Annotated in this window: 13 protein-coding genes; 4 read left to right on the plus strand and 9 right to left on the minus strand. The window is 42.7% G+C overall.

All coding sequences use genetic code 11. The features are described 5' to 3' along the window. Positions 1 to 19: 19 nt before the first annotated feature. The 6 genes from QNM18_RS25720 to QNM18_RS25745 are packed head-to-tail and all read right to left on the minus strand — an operon-like array spanning position 20 to position 5,057. On the minus strand, positions 20 to 682 hold the full coding sequence (locus QNM18_RS25720; RefSeq protein ID WP_211010416.1) for a class I SAM-dependent methyltransferase: 663 nt from the start codon (positions 680 to 682) through the stop codon (positions 20 to 22). A gap of 7 nt (positions 683 to 689) precedes the next feature. Next, positions 690 to 1,685 carry a GDP-mannose 4,6-dehydratase gene (locus QNM18_RS25725; protein ID WP_211010417.1) on the minus strand — a complete coding sequence of 332 codons (996 nt, stop codon included), beginning with the start codon at positions 1,683 to 1,685 and terminating at the stop codon, positions 690 to 692. Further along, positions 1,678 to 2,289: an SIS domain-containing protein gene (locus QNM18_RS25730; protein WP_211010418.1), complete on the minus strand. Its 612-nt coding sequence runs from the start codon at positions 2,287 to 2,289 to the stop codon at positions 1,678 to 1,680. Before QNM18_RS25730 ends, QNM18_RS25725 begins: the two co-directional genes overlap by 8 nt. Further along, the gene (locus QNM18_RS25735; RefSeq protein ID WP_284138818.1) at positions 2,286 to 3,233 is read right to left on the minus strand and encodes an NAD-dependent epimerase/dehydratase family protein; all 948 of its coding nucleotides are present in this window, start codon (positions 3,231 to 3,233) and stop codon (positions 2,286 to 2,288) included. Before QNM18_RS25735 ends, QNM18_RS25730 begins: the two co-directional genes overlap by 4 nt. A 25-nt stretch (positions 3,234 to 3,258) precedes the next feature. Beyond that, positions 3,259 to 4,323, minus strand: a complete 1,065-nt coding sequence (locus QNM18_RS25740) for an FkbM family methyltransferase (protein WP_211010420.1) — start codon at positions 4,321 to 4,323, stop codon at positions 3,259 to 3,261. Positions 4,324 to 4,331: 8 nt separating this feature from the next. After that, positions 4,332 to 5,057 carry a cytidylyltransferase domain-containing protein gene (locus QNM18_RS25745; RefSeq protein WP_211010908.1) on the minus strand — a complete coding sequence of 242 codons (726 nt, stop codon included), beginning with the start codon at positions 5,055 to 5,057 and terminating at the stop codon, positions 4,332 to 4,334. A 184-nt stretch (positions 5,058 to 5,241) separates the two neighbouring features. Here QNM18_RS25745 and pseI point away from each other — a divergent pair, with 184 nt between their 5' ends. From pseI to QNM18_RS25765, 4 genes are read left to right on the plus strand one after another with little or no spacing between them, the layout of a single operon-like run. After that, positions 5,242 to 6,282, plus strand: a complete 1,041-nt coding sequence (pseI, locus tag QNM18_RS25750; RefSeq protein ID WP_284138819.1) for a pseudaminic acid synthase — start codon at positions 5,242 to 5,244, stop codon at positions 6,280 to 6,282. Continuing rightward, entirely contained in the window at positions 6,282 to 6,530 is a 249-nt protein-coding gene (locus QNM18_RS25755) for an acyl carrier protein (RefSeq protein ID WP_211010422.1), read from the plus strand. The genes pseI and QNM18_RS25755 overlap by 1 nt, the downstream gene beginning before the upstream one ends. After that, positions 6,527 to 8,116: a pseudaminic acid biosynthesis protein PseG gene (locus tag QNM18_RS25760; RefSeq protein ID WP_284138820.1), complete on the plus strand. Its 1,590-nt coding sequence runs from the start codon at positions 6,527 to 6,529 to the stop codon at positions 8,114 to 8,116. The genes QNM18_RS25755 and QNM18_RS25760 overlap by 4 nt, the downstream gene beginning before the upstream one ends. Then, positions 8,085 to 9,635 (plus strand): class I adenylate-forming enzyme family protein, encoded by a 1,551-nt coding sequence (locus QNM18_RS25765; RefSeq protein ID WP_284138821.1) that lies wholly within the window; start codon positions 8,085 to 8,087, stop codon positions 9,633 to 9,635. The genes QNM18_RS25760 and QNM18_RS25765 overlap by 32 nt, the downstream gene beginning before the upstream one ends. A 37-nt stretch (positions 9,636 to 9,672) precedes the next feature. Here the strand turns inward: QNM18_RS25765 and QNM18_RS25770 are convergent, their stop codons facing one another. The 3 genes from QNM18_RS25770 to pseB are packed head-to-tail and all read right to left on the minus strand — an operon-like array spanning position 9,673 to position 12,992. Beyond that, positions 9,673 to 10,806: a Gfo/Idh/MocA family protein gene (locus QNM18_RS25770; RefSeq protein ID WP_211010424.1), complete on the minus strand. Its 1,134-nt coding sequence runs from the start codon at positions 10,804 to 10,806 to the stop codon at positions 9,673 to 9,675. Positions 10,807 to 10,815: 9 nt separating this feature from the next. After that, complete coding sequence (gene pseC, locus QNM18_RS25775; RefSeq protein ID WP_284138822.1) at positions 10,816 to 11,994, minus strand: UDP-4-amino-4,6-dideoxy-N-acetyl-beta-L-altrosamine transaminase; 1,179 nt, start codon at positions 11,992 to 11,994, stop codon at positions 10,816 to 10,818. Continuing rightward, entirely contained in the window at positions 11,991 to 12,992 is a 1,002-nt protein-coding gene (gene pseB, locus QNM18_RS25780; RefSeq protein ID WP_023401792.1) for a UDP-N-acetylglucosamine 4,6-dehydratase (inverting), read from the minus strand. Before pseB ends, pseC begins: the two co-directional genes overlap by 4 nt. Positions 12,993 to 13,021: the final 29 nt, after the last annotated feature.

The following is a 13,021-nucleotide window of genomic DNA, read 5'->3' on the forward strand; positions in this document are numbered from 1 at the left end:
GTATTTGTTGAGTGCGTATTTAAGGTATAAACCAGTAAAAGTCGCCAGTGTAGCCGTTGTCTAGGAAAAACTGTTTCCAGTCATCAACATGCATGATAGTTTTGGCGGTTAAAGCCCACTCAAGCATGCGCTCTTTTTCTTCATCATTGCGATAGGCATCTACTGTGATGAAGGATTTTCCACGGCTCACACGTTCAATTTCCTTTAATGCAAGCGCACATTCTTGTTCGTCTAAGTTGTGGATAGTGTTGATTGACATCACAACGTCAAAACTGTTGTCGTCAAACGGAAGGTTTTTTGCATTTCCTTGAGTCAGGATATCCTTCACTTCTTCTTTGGCATTTTCGAGTGCATACTCAGAAATGTCTATACCATGTAGTTTTATCCCAGGGATAAGTTGCTGTAAGTCATACAACATAAAGCCTTTGGCACAGCCAACATCCAGTAAACTGGTTTGCTCACTTAAGCCAAAGTGTGCTTTTAAGTCAGGTACAACCGGTTGCCAAAAGCGAGAAAAGTAACTAAAACCACCATAACCATATGTGCGGTCGCCATCAAAAAAGTCTTTGCCGTATTGCCTAGCAATTTCCCTGTCAGCTTCGGTGATCACATTCGCTCTGCCCTTAGTGTCTCGTTTTGACTTTGGGTAGTTTTTCAATAGGTCTATTTCTTGTCCTAGCATAGAGTTCTCACGGTTTATGAATATATGAATCTGGTAGTTGTTTTAAATCGCCAAGGTGTTTTTGAACCCACGCAATTGTGCGCTCAAGTCCATTTTCTAACGATACTTGATCTTGCCAATTTAACTCGCCACGTAGCTTTTGTGCATCAAGCAAGTATGCTGCATCTTTTCCGAGGCGGTCTTCAGTGACTTCGCAAACTTGCTCAAACGGCACCTGCAGCATGTCACAAAGAAGCTCAACCAGTGCTCTAATTGAGATAGTTCGCTCGGTAGATATGTGATAGATATCACCAAGTTGACCGTGTTGCGCAATGGCTTGGGTTGCACGAGAGACATCGTCAATATGTATGAAGGAGCGAGTCGAGTGTCCCCCACCATGGAGCGGAAGCACTTTACCTAACAAGGCAAATAAAATGGTGCGTGGAATGATGCGATAGAGCTGCTGACCTTCACCGTAGACGTTTGCTGCACGAGTATAAAGTACAGGAAACTGATGCACGTCAAAAAAGGTGTGTAAGCTCATATCAGCAGCAGCCCTTGAAACGGCATATGGGGTACTTGGATTGTAATTTCTATGTTCTGGTACTAGCCCTTCACAGCTGCCATATACTTCAGGAGTTGAGATATGAATGTATCTGTCTAAGTGGTCAATATGTCTTAGTTGGTTGTGAAATTGGATAGTAGAAACACAATTGGTCATGAACCAATGTTCAGGGTAATCCCAACTCTGTCCAACCATGCTTTGCGCAGCAAAGTTATATACGTGTTTGATCTTATGCTTTTTGACCAGTGCAATAATGTCATCTAGGTGATGGTTTAAATCAAGTTGATGAAAGTCGAGTGCGTCGCGGTTTTTTTGCCAGCTATAAGGTAATAAGGCATTATGTGGTTCTTCGGAGCGACTAGCCGCTATAACCTGATGCTCTTGAGAGAGCATATGAGCACAAAAAGAAGCGCCGGAGAAGGAGTTGCTTCCCAGTACTAATATAGGCGAGTTAGACATTTTTTAATTCCTGATAAAGCGCTTTCATCAATATATGGCCAATAATAACTTGTGTATCTTCAGATATTTGCATGTCTTGAACATCAAAATGAAATACTTGATCTAACATGGGTTTAGCTTTACCCCCTTTAAACCCAAGAATACCAACCGTAGTCATCCCAATTGCCTGAGCTTGTGAGATCGCATTAATGATGTTCTGAGAGTTGCCACTTCCAGATAAAACCAACAATAGGTCATTTGAATTCGCTTTGACTTTAAGTTGGTGACTGAATATGTTCTCGTAACCAATATCGTTACCAAGACATGTGAGCACCGAGCTATTGGCAGCAAGCGCTTCTACTTTAATGGCATTGCCTTGAGGGTTGATGCCAAAAGTGAAGTCGTTGGCAAGGTGAATAGCATTGGCTGCTGAGCCCCCATTGCCACAAATAAATAAGGTGCCGTTTTGCCTTTTCATTTCCAGTAGGCTATCCACAAGTCGCGCTATTTGCTTTGTATCGAGTTGCTGTAACACGCAGCTAAGTGTATCGGTGTACGCTTGCGCTATGGATTCTGCAGGGTGTTGGACTGGCAGCTCAGAAACTGCACCTTGTTTATTGCTCATAGTACTTCTCGTTGCATCCACTTTAGGTTGTAAAAACGATCTTGATCTTCCAACTCTCCATTTTCAAAAGCAGTGATCAATTCGCCGATGGCGGTGTTTACATCCTTTTTAGGTTTAAAACCAGTTGCCAATAGTTTGTCAGAGTTGATTCTGTAGCACCTAGGGTCATTAGAAGGTGTGACTTCTATTTCGCAATTCACTTTGCTTTGCACCATTTTGGCAATATCCATGATCGAGATATTTTCAAAACCAGCATTAAATATGCCAGAAGTTTTTTCTGGGTGCTCAAGCATGTAGATATACAGGTCGGTAATATCATCGATGTGAATATTAGGGCGAACTTGCGCACCACCAAACACTGTGATCTTCTTGTTTTTAAGCGCTTGCATTGTCAACATATTGACAGAGACATCAAGACGCATACGCGCTGAGAGGCCACATACGGTTGCAGGCCTAACAATTTGCACTGCCATATCATCTGCATAGCTCAGTAGCACGCGTTCAGCAACCATTTTGGTTTTGTTGTATTCTGAGATCGGTTCAAGAGATAGATCTTCAGTTACTTGCTCCTCCTCCTTAACACCGTATACGCTGCCTGAAGAGGCATATATAAACTGTTTTATGCCAGACTTTTTAGCTTTATCAGCGAGTTGCATCGTAGCCAATGCGCTGACTTCCCAAGTTAACTTAGGGTTTAAGTCGCCGCATGGGTCATTGGCGATAGACGCCAAATGAATAATGCTATCGATACCAGTTAAATCAATTGAATGAGTGTCTCTTACATCACCTTTTACTACAGTAAGATTAGGGTGTGTAGGTAGGAAATTGCCAAACCACTGTGTGTCTAAAGCGACGACACGATAGCCTTTATTTAAAAGCTTAGGTACTAAAACGGTGCCTTTGTAGCCTGTTGCACCAGTTACTAAAATCGTTTTCTCGTTCATGTTTTCTCTGCTCGGAATTACTGTATTACTCTGCGATTGCATAGAGCACGATCTCATTACAAAAATCGCCGTGTGCATGTAAGTAAAATTGATATTCGCTGTGGAGTTCTTCAATTAACTCAGCTATTTGCCATAAGTGTTCTGGGTGGTGATACACTGAGATTGCAAGGTTCGGCTTAAAATCGGTAATAATCTCAGATGCACCTTTCAAGGCTTCAATTTCTGCGCCTTCCACATCCATTTTTATATAGTTGGGTGCGAGCCCATAACAAACATCATCTATTTTTGCGACCTGCAAGCTATTGCTTTGTGTATTCGCATCTTCAGTTATCTTGCTTTGGTCTCCGCATGAGCTAAAGCTCAGGGTTGTATTTTTAGACCACACTCCGGCTTGTTGTGTAAAAACGCGAGGAAATACGCCGCTCTTCCCTCGGAGTCTAGTCATTAATTTGTGATAGTTTTTTGGGTCGGGCTCAAAACAAACGATACTGTCGAACTCGATATCATATTGCTGCGTAATGTTTGTGGCGAGCTGCAGCGTATCCCCGTTAAAGGCACCACAATCAACCATTTTAAATGGCGCTTGAACTAGGCCTTTTGACATCAGTTCTTTTGGAAAATACTGGGTTTCCCAATCATTTTCCAAATAGGTATCATGATTTGGGTTTTGTCTAAACTTTCGGATCCGCTCTAAACACTGCTTGCTTTGGGCATTGGCCAGTTTATTGTGAAGTTTATCTAATTGGTCAACAAACTGAATTTCACTTTGCTGTAACGCTTGCTTATGTGAATCGTCAAAAAAGGCATCAAATATATATTTAAACCCTGTCATCACTTCATTTAAGTTATAACAGTTTTTAAAGCCTTTGAGTTCAAGTTGCTTTTTGACCACTTGGCTTAGACACGAAAGTGACACTAGAACAGGCGTTTCACTCGGCTCTACGGCATCAGGTTTATAAATTGGGACGCCTTTGTAGCTATCTTCAGTTGAGTATAAGTCAATGAAAAATAATACATTGTCACCCTGTTTAGACATGGCGTCGAAAATGGCCTTACCATTGCCACCCGCACCATAAATAATATATTCCATTGTTTCCCCTAAACAGTTTTTTGACTTACGTGTTTATTTATATCGGTAAGTTCAGGCTTTTCCTTTAATTGTTTTTTTAGCTCGAGATAGGAAAAATCAAGGCTATCACCAAACTGAGCATAAATTGCTTTAATTGCGGTATAGTCATCTGGTTCATCAAGCGTGAGACGCCAGTGGTCCAAAGACTCTCCTTCGGCAAATGAGTACGTTGATATCGAGCAAAACTTTGCCATACCAAGTGTCACATGCTCTCTATCGGGCGCGCTGGTGGCCAGAAGATGGGTCTTTTTCAGTAATTGGTATGAAAACGCGGTGCAATCCAACCCTCTAGGGTATCCGCTGTGCGGTCCAAGGTTGACAATATCATATTGAGATTGACGGTGTTTCTCTATGACTTGCCTCGTCAATTGAGGATCAATGAGAGGGCAATCACTTGTCAGTCTCACTATGGTCGTATCGTCAGTTGCGCCGAATTGAGTGGCCGCTTCGTAATAACGCGATAACACGTCTTCGGTGCTGCCTTGATAATATTTTATTTTATTCTGTTTACAGAGTTCGACAATGGGGGCTTCCGTACCGTCATTCGTGGTCGCAATTACGATGTGATCTTTAAACTCATTGAGCCTTTGCAGCATAACCTGTAAGACGGTTGAATTACACAATGGTAAGAGTACTTTTCCCGCTAAACGGGTTGACGTCATTCGCGCTTGAATGATGATTTGAACGTTTTCCATCGAAGTCGTTGTTATCATTATAATTGCGTTCAATATAGCAAATCATTACACTCAAATACAGAATAAAAAAGTGATTGTGTGCGTTGTATTTATTGGTGTTGGGTGCTTTTTGTACCAATGTTAATTGTCGGCGCGATATTTGCTTACACAGTTAAAGTTATATGCCAAAAAAGAAGAGAGCATTGTGAATTTTAAATCTCAATTCCAAATTGCAGGCAGGGATGTTGGTCATGACTTTCCATGTTATATCATTGCCGAGATGTCAGCTAATCACGGTCAATCACTGACTAAAGCCAAAGAATTAGTATACGCCGCCAAAGAGGCTGGTGCCGATGCGATTAAATTGCAAACATACACCGCAGATACGCTTACGATGAATTGTAAGTTGCCACACTTTGAAGCAACAGGCCCCTGGCAAGGTCAATATTTATACGACCTTTATCAAGGCGCTTACATGCCTTGGGATTTTCATGCTGAGCTATTTGAACTGGCAAATAAATTGGAGCTGACTTGTTTTTCCTCTCCATTTGATAAATCAGCTGTTGATTTACTCGAACAATTTGATGCCCCAGCATATAAAATTGCTTCTCCAGAGCTTATCGATCATCAATTGATCCGAGATGTCGCGGCAACTAAAAAGCCCGTGATTATGTCAACGGGCGGGGCGACGCTTACTGAAATTGCAGAAGCCGTTAAAGTAGCTCATGATGCTGGGATTGAAGAGTTGGCTTTGATGAAGTGCACGAGCACCTATCCAGCGCCTGCTGAGTCAATAAATTTACGAACAATGCCGCATCTGCGCGATGCGTTTGGCTGTCCTGTTGGTTTGTCCGATCATACACTCGGCAATGATGTGCCTCTGGCGTCTGTGGCAGTGGGGGCGTGTATGATTGAAAAGCACTTCGTATTAGACAAAAAAGACAACACTGCTGATAGCTTTTTTTCGATGACCCCTGATGAGTTAAAAGCTTTGGTCCACGGTGTGCGACAAATAGAAAAAGCCATGGGGACGGTTCACTACCCGAGTGAGGCATCTACAGCCCGTCGCTGCGTTTATATTGTCAAAGATATTCAGGCCAACGAAGTTTTAACCGCTGAACATTTAAGACAAATGCGTCCCGGAGGTGGAGAAATTATGCCTAAAGAGTTGCCTAACTTGATAGGTCGCAGAGTAAATAAGCCGTTGATTTGCGGCACGCAGCTACGTTGGGAGGACATGCTGTAATGGCTACAAAAGAAGCATTACTAGAATACATTCAGCAATTTATGGAAGAGCGTGGCGTTTTGTTAAGCTCTTCAGAGCTGGAAAGTTACAACTTTATTTCGGAAGGTGCTCTAGATTCATTTGAGATCCTCTCTTTAACAATGGGGCTTGAGGCACATTTCTCGATTGAGGTATCGCCTTCATTACTGTTAGATGAAAGTAATGCCATTGTCGGTAATCTAGTGACTGCAGTGCTGGAACAGGCATGATAGCTTTTCGGGTTGATACACAGTGTGGTTTGGGCCACTTTATGCGTATGAAGTGGCTCGCTGTAGCGCTTGAAGGTAGAGGCGCTAAGACAGTGTTTTTTGTCGATGAAAACACAACTGTTGGTGAGTTTATAGCGCCGCTACAAGCGAAAATTGTCTGGGTGCCTAAGTTTCAAAGCTGTCGAGAGGATGCTGAGTTTTGCTTATCCTATTTAGACGCTCAAGCCATGAATATTCAATGGTTCGTATTGGATGGTTATGGCTTTGATGTGACGTGGGAGGACAAGGCCCAGCAGCAAGGTATTCAGCTCATGAGTATGGATGATTTGGGTCGCGAACATCACGCAGATCTGGTTGTTGATATGAAATGGGCTGGTAAGGATACTCACTCAAGATATGAGAGTTTGGTGGCACCGGGTACAGACTGTTTGCTAGGACCTGAATTTGCCATTCTTGCTCCTGAATATCAGGTAAATGAAAGCTTAGAGCAAAGGGCGGATACTATTACTTTTTCATTGGGCGGCGGCGGAGATTGGACTCAACTTACAGAGGTTATTGAACAACTTTGCCATTGTAGTGAGCAAACGTGCAATATATTGGCTGTGATAGGGCCAAAAGCGCTGAATACCGAAAAGTTACGCCAAATAGAGAGTCAATTCGACAATTTAGTACTAGTCGATGCGCCTAAGAGTTTGGCATCTATTTACAGAAAAACGGGGTTATTTGTCGGTGCACTTGGTACATCTTTGTACGAATTAGCTGTGACGAAAACACCTGCGCTGACTTTCTCGCTTGCTGTAAACCAACATAACGAGATTGAAAATTTGCAAGATCTTGGACACTATTACCACGTTCCGGATCTGCTAGATTACCCAGTCAGTACTGTGTCTAAGCTTATTTTTACGTTATTTGAACATCGCAGTACCATTGCAGCGCAGCGCAGGCACCCTAGTGTTCATGTAGATGGCTTGGGCCGAGAACGCATCGCAGATATCTTGCTAGGGACACCAGTGAAGCAACGCAAACAGCTACAATCTGAGCCTAGCAATGGCGTTGAGGTTGTTTCAGAGCTGTCTGATTCGCTTCACGTACGCAAAGTCACAAACAATGATGTAAATGGTTATTTGCAAGCACGCAATCGCGCTGAAAATATGTGGCGCATGACGATAACAGATACCATAAAGGAAATTGATCACTATGTATGGTGGTTTAATAACAATCGTCATTCGTATGTGTTAGAAAAAGACAGCAAGCCGCTCATTTATGTGTGGCATCAGGTGTATCGAGAGGACCAGCAAGATTACCTCTTTGGTGGATGGTTTGCCGCCAGCAATGACGTTAACTTTGTACACGCACAACTTATTCTAAAGTGGCAGCTAGAATACTGCGCAGCGCAACACTCAGAGGCAGTGTGGTTGGCTGTGATCAACAAAGACAATAAATTTGTAAATTTGTTGAACCAAAAGGAAGGCTTTGTAACTTTGACACCAGAGTCTCAAGAATTTTCCGTCACGCAAAGGTTATTTCCTCAAGCATCAGAAGATGAGTTTAATTATGTCGCAAAGTTCCCAGCGAGTAGAGCCTAATATGGACGGGATATATCCAATTTTTAAACGCCGCGCTTTAGCGGCGCCAGACAAAACGGCTGTTATTTTTAAGCACACATATTTAACGTATAGAGACTTGGACCAAAAAGTTTGCCAGTTAACGGCATACTTTGAGCGTATTGGACTAAAATCAGGCCATCGAATAGCGCTGTTTGCGCCCAACGGGATTGAGTACCCAATCGTCCTATTAGCTGCCGCAAAAATCGGCTTGGCGGTTGTGCCCTTACCTATCAGCCTCAAAGGGACGGCCCTTGAAGTCGCACTTAAAAAAACGCCGGTTGCAGCTGTCTTGTCTTGGCCCAGTATCAGCAAAATATTGCTAGAAAAAGATCTCATAGAAAGAGACAAGCTGATTAGTTTTGAGAAAAGCGTCGCAGGAGAGGTTACTTGGCAACAAGTTTTTGAGCAACAAACAGCATTAAGTCCGTCTACGCAGCAGATACCACAACAAGTGGATGTGAACGCGCCATTTATATTAACAATGACTTCAGGTTCGACCGGAACACCGAAGCCCATCGTGCTTAGCCAGTATTGTAAAATCATGCGCGCTATTGAAGCGACGCAGAATTACTATGGCTTGGATGAAAATGACAAAGTATTGGTTGCGACACCGCTGTATCACTCTTTGGCTCAAAGAGGCGTGCTTATGCCTTTAATGCTCGGCGCAACAACGGTAATTATGGCTAAATTTGCTTTGCAGGGTTGGCTGGATGCGATTGAAACGCATCGTATTAGTTTCTTGTTTGCGGTTTCTGCACAGTTAGAGAGTTTTCTCGCCTATCAAGGGCCTGTTTTTAACTTGAGCTCGTTGCGCTGTCTTGTCTCTTCGTCCGCAGTGCTTAATGCTGAATCAAAACGCGCATTGCTAAGCAAATTACAATGTACATTTCATGAGTGTTATGGCGCTTCTGAAGTGGGGGTTGTGACCGATTTTTGCGTGTCGGATTCTCCAGAAAAAAATGGTAGTGTTGGGCGTCCTTTGCCATTTGTTAATGTTAAAATATGTTCGGAAATTGGCCAGCCAGTTCAGCAAGGTGTGGTGGGGGAGATTGCCTGTAAAACGCTTACAGGTTTTAGTGGTTATCATAAAATGCCGGAAGCCACAGAAGCTGCTTATGATAAAGAAGGGTACTTTTATACTGGTGATTTAGACTATCTCGATGAGTCGGGGTACTTGTACTATGTCGGGCGGAAAAAAGAGGTAATTTCCAGTGGCGGTATCAATATATTCCCCCAAGATATTGAAGCTGTGATCAAGCGCCATCCTGATGTTATCGATTGTGTCGCATTTGGTGTAGATGAGCCACAGCTAGGTGAAATCATTAAAGTAGTCTATGAGCAGCAAGGTGAAGAGTCGATAGATAGAGCATTGCGGTTAATGTGCTTACAGGAGCTGACAGATTATCAGCAGCCGAGAACGTTTGTACGTCTAAGTGAACTTCCTAGGAATCAAATGGGTAAAGTGCTCAGAAATGATGTTAAACTGCAAAATCAATAACGAAGTGAAGGGCTAGCCCTTCACTTAGGCAACCAATTTATTTGACGGCTTCCCAACTTCCAGACTGATTTGAGCGAGTTGCAGCCTCAAATAATGCCAATCCGTCGCGTGCTTGATCAAAGCCAAAGACATACTCGTTGGCGTTTTCTTCTGAATTTAAATAGCTGCACAGCGCTTGATGAATATCCGTGTATAAATTAGCAAAGGCCTCAACAAATCCGGTTGGGTGCCCAGGTTTCATTCGATTGTATCTAAACTGGTGGGCGTATTGACATTGTCCTGCTCGGTCTAATATTTCTCGGCGGCCATCGTTAAAGTACAGCTCCAATTCATCCGGGTTAAGTTGATACCAGGTCGCGCTCCCCTCTGTGCCATACACTCTTACCTTAAGGCCATTTCTGTGGCCTATGGCCGTCTTTGACATCCACATACTGCCAGTAATGTTGTTTGGGTATTTTAGCAACATCTGTACATCATCAACCAAATTTGGGTATTGGGAGTGTGTTGCATACAACGCACTGGTCTGTGTTGGTTCCAAATCTAGCAGATAACTTGAGAGGTGATGCAGGTGTACACCCAAATCAAGACATATCGTCGGTACGGCATAATCCTGCAAACGCCAAGATTGGGGAGGGGATGCCTTACCCGCAATTTCAGGCGGACGTTTAAACCCTTCTTGTGGCATCTCAAGGTGGATCTTTTGAATATCTCCAAGCTTATTTAACTTAATTAAGTTTTTGAGCTCTCTGATCATGGCATAGCCAGAATAGTTAAAAGTGACCGCCAAAAAGTGCTTTTTTGGGTTATAGCATTTAGCCAATTGTTGCATTTCATCACTTCCACACACCAAAGACTTTTCGCAAATGGTTGGGATATTAAGTTTAAAAAGTGTTTCAAGCACTTCTAAGTGGTGAGGTGTGGGCGTTAGTACAACCACCGCATCAATATTTTGCCGTTCTTTTTCCAGCATGGTTTGCCAGTTGCTATAGGTATGTTTGGCTTCGATACCCCACTGTTGTGCTGTGAGTAAATTGTGCTCACTGTCTCGACTAAATGCCCCCGCAACCACTTTGAATCTGTTGTCCAATTGTGCAGCAGAAAAATGCACGTAGCCCACAGCTGAATTGGCACCACCACCAATAAATGCGAGTTTTAAACAGTGTTTTGACATCTGTGTTTCCTATTGAGTTGGGATTTCTAAGGCCGCGACTGATTCAGTCAATGTCTCGACAATATACTCTTGTTCTTGTTGTGTTAACGCTGGAAATAAAGGCAAGGTAATAGCGCTGTGATAATAAGCTTCAGCGTTTACACAGTAACCGGCTTTGAAGCCTTTTTCTTGGTAGTAAGGTTGTAAGTAGATAGGGATATAATGCACGTGGCAAAATATATTTTTACTTCTTAGTTGTGTAACCAATTGCCTGTGAATATCAGGAGTCGCAGATATCACTCTAACAACATACAGGTGATATGCACTGTAGACGTTTTCACTTTGTTTCAGAGGCTTGATATGAGGGTGGCTAATTAAATGCTCGTCGTAATAGCTGGCTAGTTGATTACGTTTGGCGACGAACTGGTCCAACTGCAAAAATTGAGAAATGCCCAAAGCCGCATGCAGGTCAGTCATGCGGTAATTAAAACCTAGTGCTTGTTGTTCGTAATACCAAGGGCCGTCAGTTTCGTTTTGTAATTGTAATTTATCAGCTGTAATTCCGTGACTGCGAAAGAGTTTGAGTTTTTTATCGAGCTCAGGTTGATTGGTAAGCGCCATACCACCTTCTGCTGTCGTCACTATTTTCACAGGGTGAAAACTAAAGATACAGATATCGGAAAACTGACAATTGCCAACAGGGAGATCTTGATATTTGCTACCTACAGCATGCGAAGCATCTTCAATGACACTAAAACCGTATTGTTCTGAAAGTTGCGCAATGGCTTGCATATCGCATGATTGACCGGCGAAATGAACAGGTATGAGCACCTTAGGTAATATGTTGTTGCTGTATGCGTGCTCTAGTTTGCTAGTTAGAGCATCAATACACATATTTCCGGTATCAGGGTCTATATCCACAAAATCAACTTTTGCACCACAATACAGGGCACAGTTTGACGACGCGACGAAAGAGTTAGGGGAGGTCCAAACAATATCGTTGTGCCCGACTTCTAGAGCGAGACACGCAATATGCAGTGCAGAGGTAGCACTATTGGTGGCAGTACCATATTGGGCGTGGCTATATGCACAGACAGTTTTTTCAAACTCGGGAACCTTCGGCCCTTGTGTGAGCCAATCTGACTTCAACACATCTACAACAGCATCAATATCATGTTGTGATATCGCTTGCTTTCCGTAGGGGATCATAATAGGGCCTGTTTGTTAAATTCTACAATTTCTTCCACAGATAAATATTCCGGGTTAGAAAGTGAATTATATTCGAACCCAGGCTGCACAGGCTTTCCTTTTTCATTTTGTGCATTGGTGTCGAAATTATTTGTACGACTACTGAATTTGATGCCAGGCGCGATGACAAAGTGATCGTCAAATTCATAGGTATCAAATGATAAGTCTTCAGGGCACATAACTTCATGGAGCTTTTCGCCAGGTCGGATCCCGACAATTTTTTGTTTCAAATTGGGCGCCATAGCGGTTGCTAAATCGGTTATTTTGATAGATGGAATTTTAGGAACGAAGATTTCACCACCTAGCATACGCTCAAAATTCTTAAGAACAAAATCAACACCTTGCTGCAAACTTATCCAAAATCGAGTCATATCCGGGTGGGTGATTGGGATGTGGTCTCTGTTTTCGTCAATAAAATTTTGAAAAACGGGCACTACTGAGCCTCTCGAGCACACGACATTACCATAGCGAACCACCGAAAACATCGTCTTGTGTCCACCTGCAATATTATTTGCTGCGACAAATAATTTGTCTGAAGCCAGTTTTGTAGCACCGTATAAATTGATTGGATTTGCAGCTTTATCGGTAGAGAGTGCAATAACCTTATCGACATTGCAATCAAGGGCGGCCTCAATCACGTTTTCTGCGCCATTTATGTTTGTTTTAATGCATTCCATAGGGTTGTATTCGGCCGCAGGTACTTGTTTTAATGCCGCTGCATGAATAACATAATCTACGCCTTGCATGGCTCTACGTAGTCTTTCTCTATCTCGAACATCACCGATAAAGTACCGCATACACGAGGCATTATAAGTTTGCTGCATTTCGAATTGTTTCAGTTCATCGCGAGAAAAAACTATAATCTTTTTAGGGCGATACCTTTCAAGCAGAGTTTTGACGTATTTCTTACCGAACGAGCCAGTTCCGCCAGTAATCAAGATTGTTTTATTATCAAACATATTTTACCCATCTAAAGGTGCAATCATTT

Origin of the sequence: Pseudoalteromonas obscura, from assembly GCF_030135505.1 — a bacterium.
GTDB lineage: Bacteria > Pseudomonadota > Gammaproteobacteria > Enterobacterales > Alteromonadaceae > Pseudoalteromonas > Pseudoalteromonas obscura.

What these genes read in the sequence shown, in the direction of transcription:
- QNM18_RS25735 (WP_284138818.1), bottom strand. Translation starts at nt 3,233, where the DNA reads ATGAACGAGAAAACGATTTTAGTAACTGGTGCAACAGGCTACAAAGGC.
- QNM18_RS25760 (WP_284138820.1), top strand. Translation starts at nt 6,527, where the DNA reads ATGATAGCTTTTCGGGTTGATACACAGTGTGGTTTGGGCCACTTTATG.
- QNM18_RS25720 (WP_211010416.1), bottom strand. Translation starts at nt 682, where the DNA reads ATGCTAGGACAAGAAATAGACCTATTGAAAAACTACCCAAAGTCAAAA.
- QNM18_RS25725 (WP_211010417.1), bottom strand. Translation starts at nt 1,685, where the DNA reads ATGTCTAACTCGCCTATATTAGTACTGGGAAGCAACTCCTTCTCCGGC.
- QNM18_RS25745 (WP_211010908.1), bottom strand. Translation starts at nt 5,057, where the DNA reads ATGGAAAACGTTCAAATCATCATTCAAGCGCGAATGACGTCAACCCGT.
- QNM18_RS25730 (WP_211010418.1), bottom strand. Translation starts at nt 2,289, where the DNA reads ATGAGCAATAAACAAGGTGCAGTTTCTGAGCTGCCAGTCCAACACCCT.
- QNM18_RS25765 (WP_284138821.1), top strand. Translation starts at nt 8,085, where the DNA reads ATGTCGCAAAGTTCCCAGCGAGTAGAGCCTAATATGGACGGGATATAT.
- QNM18_RS25740 (WP_211010420.1), bottom strand. Translation starts at nt 4,323, where the DNA reads ATGGAATATATTATTTATGGTGCGGGTGGCAATGGTAAGGCCATTTTC.
- pseC (WP_284138822.1), bottom strand. Translation starts at nt 11,994, where the DNA reads ATGATCCCCTACGGAAAGCAAGCGATATCACAACATGATATTGATGCT.
- QNM18_RS25770 (WP_211010424.1), bottom strand. Translation starts at nt 10,806, where the DNA reads ATGTCAAAACACTGTTTAAAACTCGCATTTATTGGTGGTGGTGCCAAT.
- QNM18_RS25755 (WP_211010422.1), top strand. Translation starts at nt 6,282, where the DNA reads ATGGCTACAAAAGAAGCATTACTAGAATACATTCAGCAATTTATGGAA.
- pseB (WP_023401792.1), bottom strand. Translation starts at nt 12,992, where the DNA reads ATGTTTGATAATAAAACAATCTTGATTACTGGCGGAACTGGCTCGTTC.